This is a genomic window from Paenibacillus sp. FSL H7-0323 (assembly GCF_038002725.1).
Lineage (GTDB): Bacteria > Bacillota > Bacilli > Paenibacillales > Paenibacillaceae > Paenibacillus_AQ > Paenibacillus_AQ odorifer.
In genome coordinates, this window is the sequence record NZ_JBBODB010000001.1 from 1,547,074 (window position 1) to 1,570,630 (window position 23,557).

At 43.8% G+C, this 23,557-nt stretch carries 13 protein-coding genes; all 13 read left to right on the forward strand.

Features of this window, described 5'->3' with window-relative positions; all coding sequences use genetic code 11:
* Positions 1-2: 2 nt before the first annotated feature.
* Complete coding sequence (locus MHH89_RS07100) at positions 3-1,211, forward strand: GDSL-type esterase/lipase family protein (protein WP_341086707.1); 1,209 nt, start codon at positions 3-5, stop codon at positions 1,209-1,211.
* A gap of 295 nt (positions 1,212-1,506) precedes the next feature.
* Complete coding sequence (locus MHH89_RS07105) at positions 1,507-7,113, forward strand: golvesin C-terminal-like domain-containing protein (protein ID WP_341086708.1); 5,607 nt, start codon at positions 1,507-1,509, stop codon at positions 7,111-7,113.
* Between the two features lie 341 nt (positions 7,114-7,454).
* On the forward strand, positions 7,455-8,396 hold the full coding sequence (locus MHH89_RS07110) for a hypothetical protein (protein ID WP_341086709.1): 942 nt from the start codon (positions 7,455-7,457) through the stop codon (positions 8,394-8,396).
* 108 nt (positions 8,397-8,504) lie between these two features.
* On the forward strand, positions 8,505-15,302 hold the full coding sequence (locus tag MHH89_RS07115) for a stalk domain-containing protein (protein ID WP_341086711.1): 6,798 nt from the start codon (positions 8,505-8,507) through the stop codon (positions 15,300-15,302).
* A 207-nt stretch (positions 15,303-15,509) separates the two neighbouring features.
* A complete protein-coding gene (locus tag MHH89_RS07120; protein WP_076190267.1) occupies positions 15,510-16,187 on the forward strand; it encodes a response regulator transcription factor in 678 nt (225 codons plus the stop codon).
* Positions 16,184-17,191, forward strand: a complete 1,008-nt coding sequence (locus MHH89_RS07125; protein ID WP_076279713.1) for a sensor histidine kinase — start codon at positions 16,184-16,186, stop codon at positions 17,189-17,191. Before MHH89_RS07120 ends, MHH89_RS07125 begins: the two co-directional genes overlap by 4 nt.
* 83 nt (positions 17,192-17,274) lie before the next feature.
* Positions 17,275-17,997 (forward strand): ABC transporter ATP-binding protein, encoded by a 723-nt coding sequence (locus MHH89_RS07130; protein ID WP_340976059.1) that lies wholly within the window; start codon positions 17,275-17,277, stop codon positions 17,995-17,997.
* Positions 17,994-18,767 carry an ABC transporter permease gene (locus MHH89_RS07135; protein WP_341086712.1) on the forward strand — a complete coding sequence of 258 codons (774 nt, stop codon included), beginning with the start codon at positions 17,994-17,996 and terminating at the stop codon, positions 18,765-18,767. The genes MHH89_RS07130 and MHH89_RS07135 overlap by 4 nt, the downstream gene beginning before the upstream one ends.
* Entirely contained in the window at positions 18,764-19,522 is a 759-nt protein-coding gene (locus MHH89_RS07140; RefSeq protein ID WP_076126564.1) for an ABC transporter permease, read from the forward strand. The genes MHH89_RS07135 and MHH89_RS07140 overlap by 4 nt, the downstream gene beginning before the upstream one ends.
* A gap of 190 nt (positions 19,523-19,712) precedes the next feature.
* Positions 19,713-20,297 carry a TetR/AcrR family transcriptional regulator gene (locus MHH89_RS07145; RefSeq protein WP_341086713.1) on the forward strand — a complete coding sequence of 195 codons (585 nt, stop codon included), beginning with the start codon at positions 19,713-19,715 and terminating at the stop codon, positions 20,295-20,297.
* Positions 20,298-20,454: 157 nt separating this feature from the next.
* The gene (locus MHH89_RS07150) at positions 20,455-21,324 is read left to right on the forward strand and encodes an NAD(P)-dependent oxidoreductase (RefSeq protein WP_341086715.1); all 870 of its coding nucleotides are present in this window, start codon (positions 20,455-20,457) and stop codon (positions 21,322-21,324) included.
* Between the two features lie 63 nt (positions 21,325-21,387).
* Positions 21,388-22,440 (forward strand): LLM class flavin-dependent oxidoreductase, encoded by a 1,053-nt coding sequence (locus MHH89_RS07155; protein WP_036677037.1) that lies wholly within the window; start codon positions 21,388-21,390, stop codon positions 22,438-22,440.
* 60 nt (positions 22,441-22,500) lie between these two features.
* The gene (locus tag MHH89_RS07160; protein ID WP_341086717.1) at positions 22,501-23,442 is read left to right on the forward strand and encodes an alpha/beta hydrolase; all 942 of its coding nucleotides are present in this window, start codon (positions 22,501-22,503) and stop codon (positions 23,440-23,442) included.
* Positions 23,443-23,557 lie beyond the last annotated feature (115 nt).

Consider the following 23,557-nt stretch of genomic DNA (forward strand, 5'->3'; position numbering starts at 1 on the left):
CGATGAAGGAATTATTCCCTCGTAAAGGGCTCCCCAATATAATTCAAAAATTGGAAAATGGGGATACCGTAACAATCGTCTATTTCGGCGGCAGTAATACACGTTCTGAAGGCTACAGGGTTATGACGGCGGATTGGCTTCGTAAGCAATATCCTAAGGCGGATATCCGCTCTGTGAATGCAGGCATTGATGGGACAGGATCGGATTTGGGTTGTGCCCGTTTGGAGACAGATGTACTGCGTCATCGACCTGATCTAGTATTTGTTGAATTTGTCGGTAATGATGGCGGAGATCCCGAATCCAAGGCGCGGATCGAAGGGATTGTCCGTCAGATCCGCAAGCGGAGCCGGTTTACTGATATCCTGTTCGTTTATACGCTGAAGGAGCGGGATGTGGCCTTATTTCAGTCTGGAGAATACCAGAAGGGGGCTCTAATGCAAGAGGAAGTGGCCGACTATTACGGTATTCCTTCGATTCATCTGGGCGTAGCGGTCAGTCACTTGGTGTCGGAGGGAAAACTCGTTTTCACCTCAAGGGAAGACGTGTCCATTTCCGGAGCCGTTGTTTTTACACATGATTCGATCCATCCGACTATTCCCGAAGGACATCAGATTTACACGGATACGATCACCCGGTCATTTGAGAAAATTAGAGAACTTCAGGATCATCCAGGAAGGTCAGTACATCACTTACCTCAGAATCCGTTGGTCCCGGCTAATCCTTGGGAATATGCGAGCATGCTGCCATTGGATAGTCTTACCGATTTTTCCGCAGGATGGTCTTACATGACTCCCGATGATTGTGCTTTAGTACGCGTGTACAATTGGTTGTTCCCCGGCCTGTGGCGAGCAGTCGATCCTGGAGAGGCTATTACGGTGCAGTTCGAGGGAACTCATATCGGGTTATTCGATATCGGGGGGCCTGATTCTGGCAGATTGAAGGTGTCGGTGGATGGTGGGGAACCCTTTATTGTCGATCGATTCACACTACACAACGATCATAATCGTAATCAGTATGTATTCTTGCCGGAGCTCCCGAATGGGAAACATACGGTGCGCTTCGAAGTCGATACCGAAAAGACAGACAAAGCGGCTGTATTTGAGGCATGCGGCAATGAACGAAGTATTGAGCATGTTCGGCAGCATCCAGATTGGTATGATCAAACGGTGATCCAGCTTGGGAAGTTGTTATTGGTGCAGCCGCCATTATAATTAATCATAAGGTTTTCTCCAATTGAAAGACCTATATCATACTGACTGCAGTTGAGCAGCCAGTTATGATGTAGGTCTCTTTTTAAAGGAAGACAATGTCGTTTCTTCTTGCTTAAAATCTTATAAGAAATTCTTGAAATCAAAGAAATTTCACAGTTATGTGACATGCTATGATAAAAACGACGGAGCGGGATTAGCCAGAAGAATACGGCTGATTGCTTCTTTATGATCTTCGAACAAAGGAGGGTTTTATTATTTTGAAAGCGTTATCAACTTAAGGGAGGCTGTGAGTTGTATGATAAAAAGGAAGCTGTTTTTCTTAATCGTTTTCATCGTGACGATATTAGTTCCTTTCAGCCTAGACGGAATAAGGACCGCTTATGCAGAGACCTTACCGTATAAGACGATTATTATCGATGACGGGAGCATCACGATCAATGATGTGGTGACACCTGATGTGGGTAACGAGAACAACGGATATTCGGCTCCGAATTGGACCACAAGTACAGGGGTGAAGGGGTATGATAACTCCAGCTCCAAATATACGAGTACAGCAGGCAGAACGATATCATGGAATCCACGATTGGAAGCAGGAACGGCGAGAATTTCGTTATACAAGCTTAACTGGGAAGATAAAGCGGATAGCAATGTAAAAATTGAAATCGTCCACAATGGAACGACGGATGTTCTCTTTATGGATTTGAGACCTTCATTTGGCGCTTCTGTGGGATGGGTTGATTTGGGAGAGTACTATTTTTCCGGAGTTGGTAACGAATTTGTTAGATTAACTCGGTCTACCAGCACAACCAGCACGATACTTACTCGTGCAGATGCGGTCAAGTTCGAAGGGAATATTCAGCAAAAAGAGCCTCATAAGACGATCATCATTGATGATGGAAGCCTCACGATTGATGATGTCGTCACCACTGATGTAGATAACGCAAATAACGGGTTCTCCGCTCCTGATTGGACTACAAGTACGGGAGTGAAGGGATATAATAATTCCAGTTCCAAATTTACCGATGCAGTAGGAAGAAGCATCACATGGAATCCGCGATTAGAAGCAGGGACGGCGAAAATTTCATTCAACAAGCTTGATTGGGCGGATAAAGCAGACAGTAATGTTAAAATCGAAATTGTTCACAATGGGATTACGGATGTTATGTTTATGGATCTGAGACCCTCGTCGGGGCCATCGGCCGGATGGGTTGATTTGGGGTCCTATTATTTCAGTGGTGATGATAGCGAATTTGTCAGACTGACTCGAACACAACCTACGACCGGAAAAATCATTACGCGGGCCGATGCGGTCAAATTTGAAGGGAATATACGGCAGCAAGCTCCGCCGTTGCCTCCGCTGCGCAGTCGTACATTGGCGAATCTCAGTTACACGGAAAAAGGCAGCATCGAGAATGCCAGCTATAAGGCTACCTTTTATGAAGCTGCTTGGGATGAAGGCAAAACCATCGTTCGTGATATGTTCTACAAGGATACGGATACGGGGAACTGGATGCCTGTTAATAATGTGGCGGAAAGACTTGAAGAACAATGGGTCTTATTGGATGGGAATGCGGGGAGTCGAACCAATTATTACGATACGATGAACAAACGCTGGATTACATTCGACGAGATCAATTTCCCAGACAGCCACACGGCGATATTAACCGATTCTTCACATGAAAGCGATTACGATTTACAAGTGAACTGGTCTATGTCAGGGGACAAACCTGATGTTTCCTTCGCCTTTACACCTCGCAAGGATGGCAATTATGTAATCGGTTATCAGTCCTTCACAACAGAGCAAATCTCAGACGTCAATGAAGTGTTAAATGGTTTCAGATCACACGCCAAAATGGTAGGTTCAGTGGAATCAACAAGCTTAAGGGAACTAAGCGCTCCGATGAGTCTAATTGAGAAGAATGACGGTTCGGGGAATCCATTGACATATGGGGTATTTGTACCGTCGGATGAGCTTCCGGTTGAATTTGAACCGACGGGAGGCGTTACGAAGCAAAGGCTTGGCATGAGCCTTGTCAACAACGAAGGCAGCGTGCAGCCAATCTTGTACGCTCCTCAATTAGGGACCTATTCTCAAATGAACGCAGAAAGCACTTATCAATTTCATATGGGACTAATCACTCAAAAAAGCAAATTGTATGAGTCCTACGCGGATATTCTTCGCAAAGAGTACGGTTATTCTGCTTACCGGGAAAATGTATCAGATCAGTCGCTTACTGACGCGATGTTCAATATGATCGATTTACTTAAGATAGAGCCGCAAGGGGATGACTCTGTTGATTATGTCCCGTCACCCAGCGGGTGGTGGAGCCGTGCCAAGGGCTTTATTGACATCGAAAACGAGGATAGCGTTCGAACAAGCTCGAATGCAGTTCTTTTGGGGGCTTACTATTTGACTGGGGATGACCAGCTCTACGATACGAGAGCATTGCCGTCCGTCCAGTATGGCTTATCGCGAAATGGTATAGGCTGGTCGCCTACGCAAAAGCCAGTATACGGTGTGCCGTCGTTATGGAAAATGGCAACCTTGCCGTTTGATTTTTCAAGCGTAACCGCTCTCAATCAGATGATGGGTACTTCGGCAGGAATTGGAGCACTGGCACAGGAAGAATACCTCGTGCGTGATCCTGACCAGAAAGACCGGGGTCCTGTCATTCAACCCCTGATGATGTATCGTATGACGGGAGATACGCAGTATTTACAGGCTGCCAAGGATGCAGCCGACAGCTATATCATGCAGCAAATTGATACGCCTGCATCCGTCAATGTGAGTAAAAATGAGTTCATTTATTATTATAGCAAGCTGTGGATGGAGATCTTGGAGCTTTACGAGGAAACTCAGGATCCCAAATACTTGAATGCTGCTTATAAGGAAGCCAAACGGTATGCAACGATGTTTGTTGCTCGTCCGGTTCCTGAAGGTAGAGTTACGATTCCGCAGCCTGAGACGTATAATTACGCGGAGTCGTTCCATTGGCCGGAAAGTGGTAAATATCAATATCCTCGGATCAAGCTCCCAGAAGATGTAGCCGGAGGCGTACAAGCGGATAGTTGGCTTGTTTCTCCCAATGGATTGACGTTTGAAGCGGGAAGTACAACTGGCTATTATCGGATGAATGCTCAGGAAGCTCCATTCATGCTGAGATTGTCGCTCTATACAGGTGATAAACTGCTGCAGGATATTGCTCATAATGCAGTTATTGGACGATATTCAAGTTATCCAGGTTATTACTATAAGGGCTTCGCCGTTAGCCAACTTGAGCCAGAGTTTCCTCTGGAAGGCCCAAGCGGGGCTACATCCATCTATTATCACCATATCCCGGGACAGCTCGGGCAAACGATGGATTATTTGATCAGCGAACAAACGTTGAAATCAAATGGTAGTATTACATTTCCTTCTGTTTTTGAAACTAATTTTTTATGGTTCAAATATCACCTCTATGGAAATAAACCAGGGATTTTTTACGGTAATTCCGACGTTTGGCTCTGGATGCCCAAGGGGATTATCAAGACCAACCATCCTCAATTGAACTGGATAACGGGAGAGAGCGGGAATAAATTCTACATCGGGTTAAGCAACGAATCATCAGCTGAAGTCCAGACTCCGATCGAATTGAATGCGCAAATCATTGGGTTCAACCCGGCACAAGATTATACCGTAACCATCATCCGCGACAATGGCACACCAGAGCAAGCGGTTATGAGTGGTGGAATCATTCAAGCCACGGTTTCAAGCAAAGGAATAACCGCTATCATTGTAGAAGGACTCAACATTGATGTTCCGCTGCACCAGGTCAGAACTGCTGATACATCGGATGCAAGCTATTTCTTCGATATCCACAGTCCAATAGATGCGGTTAAAGGTATCCTGATCGTCAAGCCCGACGAAACGGCCTATGATGCTTATGTGCAGGCAAAAACGACAAAACCAGCGACGATCCATTATTCCTTGGATGGCGGAGTAACGTATACAACCATTCCAGATACGATCTATCCGATGGAATGGTCGATACGGGTAAACGATTTATCCCAAACCTTCACTTATTATGTGGAATCGGATGGGAAACAGACCCGCAAGCGGACACTCTATTTGCCTGATCAAGTACAAGAAACTCCAGTTCAACCGGATTGGCAGGAGAGTTCATCGATCATTGTGGATAATACGGAGGCAGAGACAGAAGGCGTCTGGATACGGGATACAACGGCTAACGACTATTACTATGATAACTATGTGTACGCCAAATCGACTGCCGGCACAGCGACAAGCAGAATTAAATGGCGGCCTGAGCTGCCGGAAAGTGTTACTTACAGTGTGTATTACAAGCTTCCGCAAATAACCGCTACAAGTGAAAATTGGGCAACGAATGCCTCATTTACCGTTTATTATAGTGGAGGCTCCGAGACGGTTACCGTTGATGAGACAACGGCCAATGGGACTTGGGTGCACCTGGGAGATTATCCTTTTGCAGCAGGCGATAGCGGATATGTCGAATTAACCAATAAGGCCAACAAGTCACGGGTAGTTGCCGATGCGATGATGTGGGTGGATCCAAACAGTATGCCGCAATTGGAGTCTGTGGTGATCCTGTCGGATCGGGGTGAACTGCAAATGACTCAAACCGCACAACTAAGCGTAACCGGCTATTTGGATAACGGTCTGATTGGTGATCTATCACAGGCAAATGTGCAGTATTTCGTTGATCGAACCGATCTGGCTGAAGTGGACAGTAGCGGTATGTTGACCCTTCTAAGTCTCGACGGAGAAACGGATCATATTGAGGTATGGGCCACTGTAACGATTGACGGGGTGACCTTAACAACACCTTCTATGACAATTGCGATCAGGGACTTAACGGTTATTGTCGACAGCACGAATACGACTGGGTTATACACGACAGAAGGATCTTGGAGCCAAAGCAATTTAGCTGGATACAAAATTGGGGTTAAGTCCCGTTATTCTACCGTTCAAGGTTCATCAGCGACGTGGAAAGGCCAGTTCCCAGAGGGGAAATATACGGTCTCCATTTACAAGCTCGTCCATACGACGGCAAACGATAACTATGTCAAAGTGGAAGTGAAGCATCAGTCGGTTACCGAGGTTACGTATATTGATGCAACCGTCGGCTCATCAGGTTGGGTTAATCTAGGAACGTTCGACTTTACTGGAGACGGCAGCGAGTACGTTCGTCTAACCAGGGTTACTCCGACAACGGTAGATCCGCCAACTCAACCTGCCGATATGATTTATACGAGGGCTGATGCAGTCAAGTTCGAACGGCATTCCGTTAGCCCGGAATTGCTTGCAAATGGGGTGCCAGGTAAACCGATACTTTCGAATAATAGCGGTGTTGCGACAGGTATAAATGATGGCAATTATGAGGTTACAATGAATATGTGGTGGGGAAACAATGGCTCACTGTATAAGTTGTACGAGAATGGTCAATTGATCCAAACGAAGTCACTGGCCGATGTTTCGCCAGCCGCCCAGACTTCCATTATTCCTATTCAAGGAAAGCCGAATGGAACCTATGTGTATACATGTGAGTTATCGAATTTGTATGGAACGACTTCATGTGATCCACACACCGTCACCGTGGCTGAGGCGAATCCCGGCAAGCCTGTGTTGTCTAGTGACAACTGGGATCAAGATGGCGACTATAGTATTACTGCTAATATGTGGTGGGGCACGAACGCAGTACAGTATCGATTATATGAAAATGGCGAACTTATTGAAACGCAATCTTTATCTTCACAAACACCAAGTGCTCAATCGGCCATTTCACAAATTTCAGGGAAATCTCCTGGCATCTATCAATATCGCGGTGAGTTTATGAATGGAAGTGGAACAACGGAAAGTGATACGATACAGATTATTGTAAAATAAACTTATGAGCTGAGTGGATGAGAACAATCCATTCGGCTTTTTTATTTCCTGGAATTTAGTATAGATCTATACAAAAAGCTAATCTTTCAAGGCTCTCAACTGGGTGATATCTACATAATACTGCTCATGCTAGATTAGCAGGGCGTTTTCAACCAAACGTGGTAATTTGAACATGTCAAATTTGTTCTAATTCAGTCTAAATAAGCGCTTACATTAGGGGGTGGCTAAACTTACAATAATGTCTAACCATTTAAATTTGGGAACTTCTCCTGCAACGGCGAAGAATTTCACTATCATGGCTTTCATGCAAAGCTAGGTTGAATATTGGAGAGGAGGCTGTCATGGGGATTACAAGACGAAAACCAACAGTGATTATCTTGTTTACCGCTCTGATTGTTCTTGCTTTACTCATGTTGGGCTTAACTAACAAAAAGTTGGAACTGCCTGAAAATTGGATATTTACAGTAGATGGATACGCCGTAACAGAGGAAGAATTTCAATCTTTTGTCAAAGAGCAGAGAGCTATAACGGTAGACTATTTCTTCAGAACTTATGGGGCCCAAGTAGATGAGGGCTTCTGGACACATCAATACGGCAAAAATCATGAAACCCCCTCTGAATACGCCAAAAATTCTGCGATGACAGCATTGCTAATGTCCAAGCAGGAGCAATTTATTGCAGACAAGCGAGGAATCGCCCCTTACCAAAGCTTTGATGAGCTTAAATCCGACATGCAACAAGAAAATGTTAAGCGAGCTAAGATGGATGATTCAGGAGAGACTTACTATGGGTTGCCTCAGTTTGATTTATATCAATACATGCAATATTTAAGTGGCGCCCGTTGGCCGGATTTGATAGAAACCCAGGTAAAGAAAACGAAAATGAGCGACGCCCAGTTACAAGTTGAGTATGCATCAAAAAGTGCGGATTATATTCGTGTAGCTGATAAATTAACGGCTGCGTTAGCGACAGCGGGACAAGTCAAAGAAGAGAAAGTGCTAAATCGTTTAGATATATCCAAAGAAGATACCGAGTCTCTTAAGTTCTGGGAGTCTTTAGCTGCTGCTTCTGTAGGTGAGACAGTAATCGGTAAATATATGGGTGAGGATGTCGTTGCTACATTAACCACAAAACCGGAAATCACCAAGCTTAAACTGGAAGAAGTGAAAGATTCCATTCTATACGGATCGGCGGAGTCTGACTTGCGAGCGTTAGTTGCAAATACGAATGAATTGAAGATCGTGTATAACGGTAATCGATTCAGTGAGTTAGTAGTGAACTAGAATAGTTAGTTTTTAAGTTTATAAAAATCTATGTCTATTGAGACTTCCATAGATACAGATTTTTTATAAAGTATAAATTTATTAATTTCAAAGGGAGGAAATTTTGGAATGATACGATGGAAATGGATGCAAAAAGCTTTGTCGATAGTTACAGCTACAACGTTGGCATTCCCTGGTCTGTTCGGCTTGGCACCTTCATCCGAAGTGTCAGCTGCGGGAGGGAGCGAATCTTTTGACTCCGTTGTACTAGAATTGACACAAGCGGCAGGTCAAACAGGTAGGGTAAATCTTACGTATAAAGGTTCACCTTTAAGCAGTCTGGTTAAAGGACCGGTTATTGACGAGGTAAGTTATGATTCCAGCAATTCACAACTTTTAACTGTTAATAATCAGGGGAACATTACGTTATCTAACGGTTATACATTTGCGTCGCCAGATGCTCCGGGCGTCCCGGTGACAATCACGGCCAGGGCGGGTTTTTACCCTGACTCAGAAGTGTTATTCATGGAGGACTTCGAGAACAACAATGGTCCGATGACATCTATGAGCAAATTAGGCTCGTCATTCACGCTGTCCGATGCACAGTCCCGCTCTGGATTGAAAGCGATTACACCTTCGGATGATACGAATAATGAAAAGGTAGCTCAAGATGTGGCATTGCCGGCTGGCAGCAATTATAAGATGACGGCATGGTATTTTGACCCGTATCCTAATGAGGAGAAGACTGCGACGGATAGAACGCAATTTGCTATTGTAGATGGTAAAAATGCCACCTTTGCCGGGACATTCTATCAAAGTTCAGAGGCAGATATTATTCATAACCCAACGAAATATACTTGGGCTTATGCACCATCGTCAGCGGGTACAGCAGGCAACCGTTGGAAAGATAGCGGGGCTTTACGTTCCACAGGCTGGCATAAATTCGAGTGGCTTATTACACCAAATGGTGCGACGTTACAAATAGACGGAACATTAATATCCGATTCAGCGCAAAGTGATATTTACAGAGCTATGAAGAGCGGTACAACCATTCAGCCTAAAATAGCGGGAGGATGGAACAGCCAGACAGGGAACAAAGCTTATATTAAAAATAAACATCTAATCGACGATTTTTATGTTGTAAAAGATGTGGCTACAACAACAGGAACCAGAACATTAACAGTGAATTTGGTGCCTCCCGGCGGATTGCCAAATTTAGAAATAAGCACTCAGCCAACAGCTGCAGAAGTGAAACAAGGTGAAACAGCAACATTTAGCATTACGGCATCAGCCGCTGCTACCGCTTATCAATGGTATGTATCTGATGATGAGACTGGCTTGAGCGGGACAAAAGTCAGCGGAGCTGATAAGGCAGTATTAACACTTTCCAATGTGGACGCAGCTTCACAACAAGGCAATTTTTATTATTGCGAGGTTTCCTCGGCAGAGGGAGTTGTAGTGAAATCCCATGCTGTACCGTTGTTGATAACCACCAATACGCAGGTGAATGCACCAATTAATCCAACGCTTGACTCGGATTCGGGTATTTATAATGGCGCTTCCAATTACGGGGATACCCTTGTAACACTGTTCAAAGACGGTGTACCTGTTGGTTATTATTTATCGAAAAATGGGGGACCCGACCAGCCTAACAATCATGAAAGGCATCATGTTCTGCCCTATGCAAGGGCACTGGGAGTGGGCAACTACACGGTTACAGCTATTGTCATAAATAATGCGGGAGATATCAGTGAAGAAGTTGCAGCATCCGGAAAATTAAAGATTGAGAAATTGCCTGTACCGGCAAATGCCAGATGGAACGGCACGTACGCTACATGGGATCGCGTCGCTAACGCATCTGCCTATTCGGTTCAACTCTTCAGTAATGGAGTGGCTAAAGGAAGCCCGATTGCAGCAACAAGCAATGATGCGGCTTTGTCCCCGACTTTAAATGATACATTTAAAATAAAAGCAAACGGCAACGCAACGTCACGATTCTTAGACTCTGATGAGTCAGGGGAGAGTGCACAATATTCAGCGAACATTGCGCTAATTCGCCAGAACGATACATTACGGGCAGGAGATAGAACGCGGTTAATGGTTGACACAGCTGATGTGTTCGTTGCTGATAACATCAGCTTCAGTCCGGCGGATCAAGACAAGGATAAGATTGAAGTTGATGATGCCGGATTCGTGACGGTTAAGAAAGGTTATATTCCGACAGGGAACGAAGAAGTTACTGTACATGTGAGCGTTGATTACTTCAATAAGGCTGACACTAAGTTTTACGATGGATTTGAAGAGGAGAAGAAATTTTCAAATGGTGCGAACGGATATGTTCACAGCGATGTGATGTCCCGTACCGGAGGAAAGGCCGCGACATCAAGCGGCACCGGTCAGGTGGCGACTGTTCCAGGTACCTATAATTATGCCCCTGCAACCGGTAAGACAACAATCGTTACTGCTTGGTACTATGATGATGGCAGAGCGGCTTCCAATGACCACGCTGTCTTTGGCTTAACCCCATCGTCCAATGAACATATCGCAATAAATTATGGCAATGGAGATGGTGACTGGGCGGCAAATCTGACCAATTACGCAGTCAGGCCTGGTTCATCCGGGAGATTCTATCCTGTAGATGTCCAGCGAAGCGAAGGTTGGCATAAATTTCAATGGTTCGTTACATCAACAGGAACAACCTATAAAATCGATGGACAAGACATTCAAAGGCAAACAACAGCTGGCGGAAATTTTGATACTCCAGTTAAGAACAATATTTCCAAGATCGATGCATTGCAGCTTGCTACGAACTGGGGCAACAAGCCTGGAACGGTTAAGGATATACAGAACAGGCATTTTATCGATGACGTATATGTTATCGATAGTGGAATAGCAGCCCAAACCGGAACAGCTTCTATTACGCTAAAGCTCTTACCTAAAGAGTATAGTCACTTGGAAGACAGCACATATGTTATTGGTCTGGATGACTATAATATCACCGTAAATCCTGATTTAACGGATCTGGCTGGAGTGAAGATCGGCGCTGTAACTCTGCTGCGGAATGTGGATTATACGGTTAGCGGTAATGTATTGAAGATTAACAAAGAATCATTCACAAGAAATAATATCGTGCCGGGAAAATATACCGTTAGACTTGATCTGTATCCTGCCGAAATCACCTTCGAGTTGAACATTGTCCCCCTTGAAGTCCGTGATTATTATCTCTCCAATAACGGTGACGATCATGCAGATGGACGCACACCAGCTACGGCATGGAAATCAATCTCCAAGATTAATGAATATGTATTTATGCCAGGTTCAACTATTTATCTGGATGCGAATAGCGTATGGAACGAACAAATCAGACTGCGCGGCAATGGTGAGGAAGGAAATCCGATTACGCTTACAAAATATAATACGACCGACCCTAACCAACGCCCGGTAATTAATGGTGGAGGAACAGCGTCGAGCCCATCAGGCATTTCCTTAAACGGTACCATTGAGTTATATGACGTAAACTATTGGGTAGTCAGTGGAATTGAAGTAACGAACATCGGCAATGCGGCAGGTGACGGCCGCTCCGGTATCGCTGTAATGTCACGGATTTCCAAGCTGGGACAAGGTCAGTTTAATATTCAAGATTATGCTGATGCTCGTATGCAAGGAATCGTCATTCGAGATAACTATGTTCATGATGTTAATGGGCTGCACCAAGCAAATGGGGCAAGTAAGGTATCCGGCGGCATCATTATTAATGGTTATGTGGATATATTGGTTGAAGGCAACAAAACCCTTCGTTGTGATAACGAAGGTATTCGCAATAATGCCTACGGGCCAAGCAATCCAGGGACTAATAACACAGGCATTACTTGGAGTAATTCTAGCTATCCTTGGGCATCCAACGCTGTGTTTAGAAACAACTGGGTTTCTAGTTCGGTTGGAGATGGCATTGTCATGTCCGGCGGGAACAACTCCCTTGTGGAACGAAATGTGGTCACAGACAACGGTTATAGCTATTTAAGCGATAAGAGCGGCAATCTGGTTACGAACTGGGGGCCAAATAATACAACACCAACATATCTAGGTTCGCAAAACTATGCGGCTGCGTGGATTATGGCAAGTAAAGGCACCATCTTCCGCTATAATGAAGCTGTGGATAACCCTTATCATGCAAGTAATGACGGTATGGCTTGGGACATTGACAACTATTGTCAGGACAATGTGTATGAATACAATTACAGCCGAAATAACTATGGTGGTTGGTACTTACAGATGAATGCTGCCAAGGGCAATATCGTTCGCTATAATATTAGCGTGAACGACGGCCGCAGCCCCGATTTTAACAAGAGCTTTAACAGTCTAATATTGCTTGCAGGAGGTTCTTCAACGAGCGAGGAATTAAGTGGCTTATACTATAACAATGTCATCGTCACACCATTGAAGAATAGCAGTTCGTTAGTATTTGACCCGACAGCCTCCAACTTGCACATTTATTTCCAAAATAATATATTTGCCTACACTGGGGCAAACAATCAGGTTGGTCTGAAAGGCGGGGGAACATCAGCTCCATTTGCAGCCGGACGGTTTACGAACAACATTGTGTATCCGGCTAATCTTTTTGGCAGCATGAACGCAGGTGGAGGCGGATATCTAGGTGCAGGCGTAACAGCAACAGACAACCGCTATGTAACGGAAGAGGAACTGAATTCTATATTAAAAGATTATAAATCTGCACCTGAACATTGGATTACCAACAGTGGGACAGTGGATGCCAAGCTTGATTACGATGCGATGAACGGGTTCCGTCTTGCGGATGGTAATAACCTGGCCTATGGTGCAGGTGCCGAGATTGTAAGCCCATATGTGGATCGGGCGAATGCTCTGCCTCATATGACGGAGAGAACAGACTTCTTCGGCAATTCACTTAGCGCTAGAACGCATTCCATCGGCGCGCACAACCCTTATGCGGTAACTTTTGATTCCAATGGGGGCAGTGAAGTTGCGGTGAAGTTCGCTGACATGGGCGGTACAATTACCGAGCCAACAGCGCCGACAAAAGATAAAACTGTTTTCGGCGGTTGGTATCAAGATAAAGGATTAAACGATGCTTGGAATTTCGATGCTGATCCTGTTACAAGGGATATTAAATTATATGCGAAATGGGCTGAAGACGCAGGTACGGCACCAACGATAATGACGAATTCGCTTGCGGATGGCAAGGTAGGACAACCTTATTCGGCAGTTCTTACCACTGATGGCGATAAGCCGATCAAATGGGCCGTTGTAGAGGGGCAATTACCATCAGGATTGAGCTTGGATGAAGATGTTGGTGTTATCTCTGGTACACCGGATCAATGGGGTCAATTTAAGTTCAAAGTTCAAGCAAACAATGACGTTGGCAGTGACACAAAACAGTTCAATATAGTGATCACTGAAGATGCCTCAGTTGATACAGCTCCGGAGATTATCACTAAGAATTTACCAAATGGCAAAGTTGGACAACCGTATACAGTAACACTAGCGGTATATGGCAGTGAACCGATTTCTTGGAAGGTCCAGGGAGGAGATTTGCCAGTAGATTTGAACCTAGATGAAGCAACAGGCGTTATCTTGGGTACGCCTCTAGAGGCGGGTTATTACGAATTCACTGTTGCAGCAACGAATGATTTTGGTAGAGATGAGCGAGAATTGAGCATCGAGATTAAAGAAGATAAGCCAGTGGATACAGCTCCGGAGATTATCACTAAGAATCTGCCAAGTGGCAACGTTGGACAACCGTATACGGTAACATTAGCGGTTTACGGCGACAAACCGATTACCTGGAAAGTGAGTGATAATTATTTACCTGCTGGGCTGAATTTAGAAGGAGCTACGGGTATTATTTCAGGCGTGCCTACTGAAGCGGGAACTTACAAATTCAATATTACGGCTTCCAATCATGCTGGCATGGATACGATAGAGTTAACTATTGTAATTACTGCAAATGACAGTGGTGGCAATAATGGCAATAACAATGGCGGCAATTCAAATGGCCACAGCAGTACGCCGACTCCTTCGCCAGAGTCATCAGTAGCGGAGCGTATTGATGCTACAATCAAAGAGCAGCTGAAGAAGGGTAATTCCATTGCATTGACGATGTCAGCCGGAAAAGATGAGCTTGAGATTCAAAGCGATACGATCGGTGCGATTATTAATGCCGACAAACCGCTAATCGTTACGAATGACACCATATCTGTTAAATTGTCCGCTGAATTGTTGAAGCAGTTGAATACAGGAAAGCGGATGAAGGTTGTCATTATACCTGTAGATGAAAGAGGCGGAGCTATAGGGCGGGGATATGAATTAAAGATCTTCGTGGATGGCCGGGAAGTAACGGATTATATAGGGCTTATACCCGTAACCTTCGATCTGTCAAAAGAGAAGTTGTCGACAAACGAGCTTAACATGTTATGCGGTGTTATGCTTCAATTGAACGGTAACATGGAGCGTTTAGGCGGCAACTATGAGCGTGAGACAGGTAAATTTACTTTCACGGCAAAAGGACTAGGTTATATCTTCATTACAGCCAAGCCTGAACCTGTGAAATTGGAATTCACTTTAGGAAAGACAGGATATAAATTAAACGGAATCGAAATGAGTATGGACGTTGCTTCAACGGTAGTTAAAGGCAGAACGTTAGTCCCACTGCGCTTCGTTGCCGAGAGCTTAGGAGCAAACGTAAGCTGGGATAACGTTACGAAAACCGTAATGATTACTTTGAAAGGTCAGACTTTGTCGATTAAGATCGGTGAACTTGCACCAGGAATGGATGTAGCAGCTGAACTTGTAAACGGTCGTACTATGCTCCCATTACGTTTCATTGCTGAGTATTTTGGTGCAAATATATTCTTCGATAATACTTTGAAATCCATTAGTATCACGAAGTAGTATTTCCTAAAATTAGCAGCTACGCTCGAAACCCTCTAACATGCACTGCCATGTTAGAGGGTTTTCTAGTGTGCGCCCGGCATAGACGATAACTTGGCGGTGAAAGTCCTCTATTAACGAACAATAAAATTGTCTTAACTGGAAACAATTCTTTAGATTGTGTTAATCTGTCTAATAGTGAACTCGGTTTAGAAAGAGGGAAGTTACTTGAAAAGAAACGTGTTATATATTGAAGATAATGAGAAGATAGGCAGTTGGGTAAAGGAAGAATTGGAACAACGAGGATTTTCAGTACAGTGGCTGCTTTCTGGTGAAGGAGCTGAAAAAGAAGTAAATCAGCATGAAATCGTTATTTTGGATATCATGTTACCCGGTTTAGACGGATTTACTGTGGGGAAACGATTAAAAAAGGCAGCTCCTGCTGTTCCTATTTTGCTGTTAACTGCTCGAACATCGATAGATGATAAGGTAGAAGGGTTACAATTTGCTGATGACTATTTAACGAAACCATTCCATACGGATGAACTAATTGCTAGATTAGAAGTATTAATCCGTCGAAAGGGCGGAACACATTCCGAACGCATTTCATTAGGGAATTATATTGAAGTAGATCCGGAAATCCAAACGGTATTTGACAAACACACAGGAGAAGAAATTATATTGACAGGGAAACAACATCATATTTTGATGTACTTCTTACGCCACCCTAATCAAGTTTTACCAAAAGAACAAATCTATGAAGCCATCTGGGAAGAAGCTTATATCACAGGTGATAAAACATTAATGGTACATATTCATCGACTGCGTCAAAAGCTGGAACGCCATCCAGACTCCCCAGAGATTATTGAAACATTGAAGGGAATAGGCTATCGGGTGAAACTATGAGACAGACTAAATCACTATTTCGTCGTTTTCTAAAAGGACATTTTCTATTTATCTTTTTACCTCCGATCGTACTTATTTTCTTATCTGCGTTCATTGCGTCTCCTTTTAATGAAGAAGAGCTGAATAAGTTAAATTATTTTTACATTGTACTTCTTGTGTTTGGTTTTATTATTGTCGCATTTGTGGTAATCTCTTGGATTTTCTTCTTGAGACTTCGTAAACGTCTCACCTGCTTACAGGAAGTCATGTCATTTTCAGCTAATCATAACTCATTTCCTAAACCAATAGCTGTTCAAAGTGATCGTATGGATGAAATAGACCAGTTAGGAAGTTCCTTTAATTGGATGATTCAACAGCTTGAAGACAGTCGCAAGCGAGAACATGAAGAGGAATTGTTACGACATCGACTCATCGCGAATTTATCTCACGACTTACGAACGCCGCTTACCATTTTGAGAGGACATGTCACCCGATTAAATAAAGAATCAATGAGTCTAGAAGGACAAAACTCATTATCAGAGATGAACCATACGATTACTAGAGTCGGAGATCTAATGGATGATTTACTTTCCTATACATTGCTTACATCAGGAAAACATCCTTTTGAGCCCACTTCAACAGATATTGGACGTTTAGTAAGAGCATCTGTTGCTGCGTGGTATCCTGTATTTGAAGAAAAAGAAATCCGGATCGAGGTTGATTTACCGACAGAGAAGACTTTTTATTGGGAAGCAGATCCTAAATGGATGACACGTGTTCTGGATAATTTATTTCAGAATATTCTCCGCCATGCAGCAGAGGGCAAATATGTAAACATTGTGGTTGATGTAGAAAAAGAACAGATCATTGTTGCAGACAGAGGTCCGGGGATGGATAACTCTTCCTATGAGCGTGGGGCGGGGATAGGTTTATCGACTTCAAATTATATGTTGAATAAAATGAAGCTTAAAGCTGACTTTACATCAAATGAAAACGGCACAACAGTGGCTATTGGTAGAGCTTAACCTAAAGTTAAACCAGAAGTAAACAGCAGGATAACCGAGATGTAACTTTGCTTCTTTATAATTAGAACCATAACAGAAAGGAAGTGTTATGGTTGCTTACAATTAATAACTTAGTCAAACATCGCGGAACTGGGAAAATCTTATCAGGTATCAGTTTTAAAGCTAGACCTGGCAGAGTAACTGGTTTTCTAGGTCCAAATGGAGCAGGTAAAAGCTCTACACTTCGCATCCTGCTTGGATTAGATCGTGCTACCTCAGGGAGTGCACTAATCAATGGAAAGCCATACGCAGAATTACAGAATCCTGTATCCACAGTAGGTGCCGCACTTGATGGATTTGGAGCTCATCGTATGCGAACAGGACGGGCACACTTGCGTTGGATTGCCCGTGCCGCAGGATTGTCTAACTCACGTGTCGAGGAAGTTCTGGAAATAGTAGGTCTTACTAATGCAGCCGGAAAAAGAGTTGGGAAGTATTCTCTTGGTATGGGGAGGAGACTTGGAATAGCAGCTGCGCTACTCGGTGATCCAAAAGTATTGATTTTAGATGAACCCGTAAATGGGCTCGACCCAGAAGGAATTCGGTGGATTCGGACATTTTTACGTGAACGTGCTGAGTCTGGAAATACGGTGTTGTTATCCAGTCATCTAATGGGAGAGCTTGCAGAGACGGTTGATGATGTGGTGATTATTAAGCATGGAACTATCGTTGCAGATGGAACATTGGAAGAAGTAATAGGTAACTATTCCACGCTGGAGGAAGCCTTTTTTGCCCTGACATCTGAAAATGCGGGTGAAGTTGTATGAGAGCATTCAACGCGGAACTATCTAAATTGTTCTCCTTACCGGGTATTTGGCTTGCTTATCTCATTGGAGCGTTTGCCCCAGCGCTTATTGCTGCCTTGGACAGCATAGCACAAAAAGAGGAGATTATAGCTGGAGTTAGCACGCGGCTATCGGAAGTTGGCTATATCGGGTTAGCTCTTGGTGTGCAAGGCGTTATTATTCTTGGTGTGCTTGCTGTCAGCAGTGAGTATTTGACAGAGAGCAGTGAATCTGGTGGAGGACAACAGATTACAACGAGTTTAACTGTTGTTTCATCCCGTCTTCATTTTTTGCTGGCAAAAGCAGGCGCTGTGACTGTGATCAGCATACTGCTTTGTATTGTTGCTATTATGACAACTGTGTCTGTAAGTCATCTTATTCTTGGTGAATATGCCCCTGCATTTGAATGGTCCAGACTTATCGGTGCCATTTGTTACTGGACATTCACTGCTCTTTTAGCACTTGGAATTACTTTTCTAACTAAGAATGGCATCCTCCCGCTTGCTGTGCTCATAATAAATTCATCCGTTGTATCATTTAGTGTCCTGTTGTATAGGGTTACAAAGTTGGCGTTTTACTTACCAGATAGAGCTGGCGCTGAAATGTTTATGTTTACAGACAACACGTCCACAGGCAGTTTATTCGAGAGGTTTCACACCCCTTTCACAGGCGGTTTAGTCATGTTTGCCTGGGTAGTCGTTGTTTTCATTGTTGCAGCTATTGTATTCCATAGGAGGGACGTTGCAGCATGAGTGTCTCATCTAGTAGAAAGATAACACAAATCCTGGGTGCTGAACTGGATAAATTAGTTACATTACCATTGATAGGGCTCACTCTTTTGGTTACATTCATTCTTAATTTAGGTTTAGCCGCCGCTTTTACTTCTGTTGATCTACAAGGGGCAGCAGGAACGCAAAATATACTGAATACAGGACTTTCTTCTATGGGATATCTTCAAGCAGGATTCATTATTCTTGGTATCTTAGCTACTTGTTCAGAGTATACAGGGGGACAGATTCGAACTACTTTAACTACGATACCTTGGCGAGGGTTTCAATTATCCACGAAGTATTTGGCCTTGACCATTATAACCATTCCTGCGGCGTCTTTTACTACTGCATCAGGTGTACTATATACCTTTATCATGATGAAAGACACAGCAGTAGTGATTGAAATAGACGAAATGATAAAATCATTAGCAGGTGCAACAGGCTATCTAACTTTAACCACACTTCTCAGTGCAGCTATAGGTGCTTTATTAAGACGAACTACTCCTGCTTTAGTGGTACTGCTTGGCTATTACTTCATTGTCAGTCCATTGTCGAAAGATTTTCTACACAATACTAAATATTTTTTTCCAGATACAGCAGGATATTATATGTATATGCCGCCTTCCTCCGATGAAATAAATGTCCTTACACCAATGGAAGGGACAGGTATTTCCCTGTTATGGACACTGATCTTTATTACAGCAGCTATTATATTTTACCGTAAACGAGATGCCTAATTCTGAGCTAGCTGATTTGATCATTAAACTAGAATAATATGCAACAAACATTGATGTTTGGATAAAAGATGTTTATGAGCAATTCAATGACTAAGTATTTGCTCTTAAGAACGGACACCAATATGAGTGTCCGTTTATTTTATAAATCTGGACTGATCAGTTCAGATATGTTATATTTCAATGACGGGAGGTGTTACTTATCGCTAGGACAAAAGAATTTAACAAAGATCAAGCGCTGCATCAAGCCATGCTGTTGTTTTGGAAAAAAGGATACGAAGCGGCTAGCATACCGGATTTACTAGAGGTGATGGGCATTAGCCGATCCAGCCTTTACGATACGTTTTCCGACAAGCAAACCTTGTATACAGATGCCCTTGAGCATTATAAAAAGGGGAATTTCAATAAGCAGGCTATTCTTGAACATGCATCTAGTGTTAGAGATGGAATTCTTCAATTTTTTGAGTATCATATTGCTTCAGCATACGATACCAGCCTGCCGGGCGGGTGTTTTGTTACGAATGTAGCTACAACATTGGAGTCGCCAGATGAAAAAATTAATGAGTTGATAAAGACTAGTTTTTTGGAATTAGAGCAAGCTTTTTGTGACCTTTTAGAAAAGGGCCAGCAACGGGGAGAAATTGATAAAACGACTGATATCAAAGCGTTATCTTATTTATTGTTGAATTTACATCAAAGCATTAATATTATGGCCAAAGCAGATCAGAATCCGGAACGTGCAAAAGAGATGATTAACTTTGTAATAGCAGGAATCTAATTTTTTTTAATTATTTAGGAACGATCGTTCCGTTATCATATTTCCCATATTTTGAAGGTGCTAATTAAGGAGTATGTGTTAGACTATATTTTTTTTAATTATTATGGAACGATCATTCCGTTATTGAGAAATCCCTCAAAATAAGGAGAGGTGTCTAATGAAAGTATCGTTTATTGGGCTTGGAAATATGGGGCTCCCAATGGCCCAAAATCTGTCGAAAGCGGGTTATGAATTAGTCATCTTTAATCGGACCCCTGAAAAAGTTGAACCCTTAATGAAACAGGGAGCACGATATGCCAAAACACCGCTAGAGGCAGTGAAAGAAAGCAATCTTGTAATTACCATGCTTTCTGATGATGCTGCTTTGAAGGAGGTCGTCGAGGGACCAGATGGTGTTCTGAATGGATTGTCGGAAAATGGAATTCACATCTCTGCCAGTACAATCAGCGTAGATCTGGCTCGAAAATTATCCGTCTCGCATGCGGAGCGAAAGCAACACTTTATGTCTGCCACGGTGATGGGGCGCCCAGATGCCGCTAAAGAAGCTAAATTGCGTATTATTTTAGCTGGTCCGGAACAAGCAAGACAACGGGTACTTCCCGTTTTAACAGTATTGGGTCAAGAGATAGTAGAGATTGGGGATCACGGCGAAGAAGGGAACGTTGTGAAAATTGGCGTTAACTTTCTAATTGCTTCAATGCTGGAAGCTTTGTCGGAAGTGCAGCTAATGGTAGAAAAGCACGGTATTGATTCGTCCCGATTTATGAATGTCGTGAATGCTCTTTTTCAATCTCCAATATATCAGAACTATGGAGCGATCATGAGCGAACAACGCTTTGAACCGGCCGGTTTTAAAATGAAGCTTGGGTTAAAAGATGTTGCATTGGCTATTGAGGCAGCGAAGTCCGTTCAAACTCCTCTACCTTTAGGTCAGCTTATCCACCATCACTTGTCTGAAGGAATCGCCAATGGTTATGGTGAGTTGGATTGGACGGCTTTAATCCGTTGTCTTGAGCATTCTTCTTAAAAAATTGGGTTGCACCGATGATGTCGGGCGAATTGCTAGAGAAAATATAAGGAGAGATTAACTATGGAAATAGGTGTTACTTCGTTCATAGAAACAAAGCCTGATACTGAGACCGGAGTTGTGATGAGTCACGCACAGCGATTACGAGAAGTCGTCGAAGAAATCGTCCTTGCGGATCAGGTAGGACTTGATGTGTTTGGCATAGGTGAGCATCATCGTGAAGATTATGCAGCTTCATCACCCGCAGTGGTGTTGTCTGCTGCAGCCCCCCTAACAAAGCGGATTCGATTGACGAGTGCTGTGACGGTTCTTTCATCAGCTGATCCTGTCCGTGTGTTTCAGGATTTTGCCACGCTTGACGGCTTATCCAATGGACGTGCCGAGATTATAGCGGGCCGGGGTTCCTTTGTTGAATCCTTTCCGCTTTTTGGGTATGACTTGCATGACTATGAGGATTTATTTAATGAAAACATCGAGCTGCTTCTGAAAATACGGGAATCTGAGAAAGTTACATGGAGTGGAGGACATCGATCAGCGATAAATAATCTGGGTGTATACCCGCGCCCTGTTCAGCACTCTTTACCCGTATGGATTGGTAGTGGCGGTACCCAGGAGTCTGCCGTGCGTGCAGGACTTCTGGGCCTGCCATTAGTCCTGGCGATTATCGGTGGAAACCCAACCAATTTTGCTCCGCTTGTACAACTGTATAAAAAGGCGGCAGCTCATGCCGGACATGATGTATCACGGCTTCAGGTAGGTTCACATTCCATCGGATTTGTTGCAGAAGATACGGAACAGGCGGCAGAACTCTTTTTTCCGTCTACCCAGTACGGTATGAATAAGCTCGGCAAAGAACGGGGGTGGGCGTACTACGATCGTTCCAGCTATGATGCTGCCCGACGCTTTGATGGTGCGTTGTATGTAGGGGATCCGGAGACAGTCGCCCAAAAAATAATCCATCTGCGTAAGCATGTAGGGATTACACGATTCATGATGTATGTTCCCTTAAGTACGATGCCGCATGAGTTGGTTATGCGGGCTATAGAACTGCTCGGTACAGAGGTTGCGCCGCGAGTACGAGAGGAAATTGCCAAGTGGGAAGCTCAAATGGGATAAGGATTATCTATGAATAAGACGTAAACGAACGAATTCATTATTTTATTTGGAGGGATTATTATGAGTGTTGAACCACGTATACTACCAGAATTAAGAGAGGTTTATTCACAATTTCCTGGGTTTGAATTGGAGAAGAATTTAGAGTGGAGCAGGAGCTTAGTGTCAGCTGCATCCGTGGAAGGATCAGAGCATGTAAACACAACCAGGCGCAAAATCCCGAGGGATGGAGGCGAGATGCTGGTGAAAATTTATGAGCCTGCCGGGCGAACGAATGACTTGTTACCTGCCATGCTATGGATTCACGGGGGCGGATACGTGTTAGGACATCCGGATATGGACGACGAATTATGCGAACGTTTTGTTCAGACAGCAGAATGTATAGTCGTATCGGTTGATTATAGGCTTGCTCCCGAGCACCCTTATCCGGCGGCGATCGAAGATTGTTATGCTGGATTGGTATGGATGACGGAGGAGGCAGCCTTGCTTGGCATTGATGTGAATCGGATTGCAATTGCCGGTGCTAGCGGTGGCGGCGGACTGACAGCAGCGCTCGCGCTGATGGCGCGTGATAAAGGAGGACCGTCTCTTATTTTCCAAATGCCATTATACCCGATGCTTGACAACCGAAACATCACACCGTCCAGTCATGAGATTACGGAAGCAGGCGCAATCTGGAACCGAACAGACAACATAGCAGCTTGGAACATGTACCTGGGCCAGGAGAGCGACGTCAGAGGAAAATCTACTTATGCAGTACCCTCGAGAGCGGAGAACTTGGCAGGTTTGCCGCCAGCCTATACTTGTATAGGTCAGCTCGATCTATTCCGAGACGAGACAATGGAGTATGTGGCACGACTTGCACAAGCAGGTGTGGATGTCGAATTCCACCTGTATCCCGGTTGTTTTCACCTTTTCGAAATTTTTGCTCCAGAAACAGAAGTGAGTCAGCGCGCTGTTCAGGGCTATATGGATGCGATGGCCCGGGCACTTCATCCTAGCTAATTATAGGGACTAAAATAAACTGCGAATACGCAGAAAAAGTTGAATGGTTATTTAAGTAGAGACACGTAATTATTCGGGAAAGATTCATAAAAAAGATGAGGTTGTTGATTTTAAA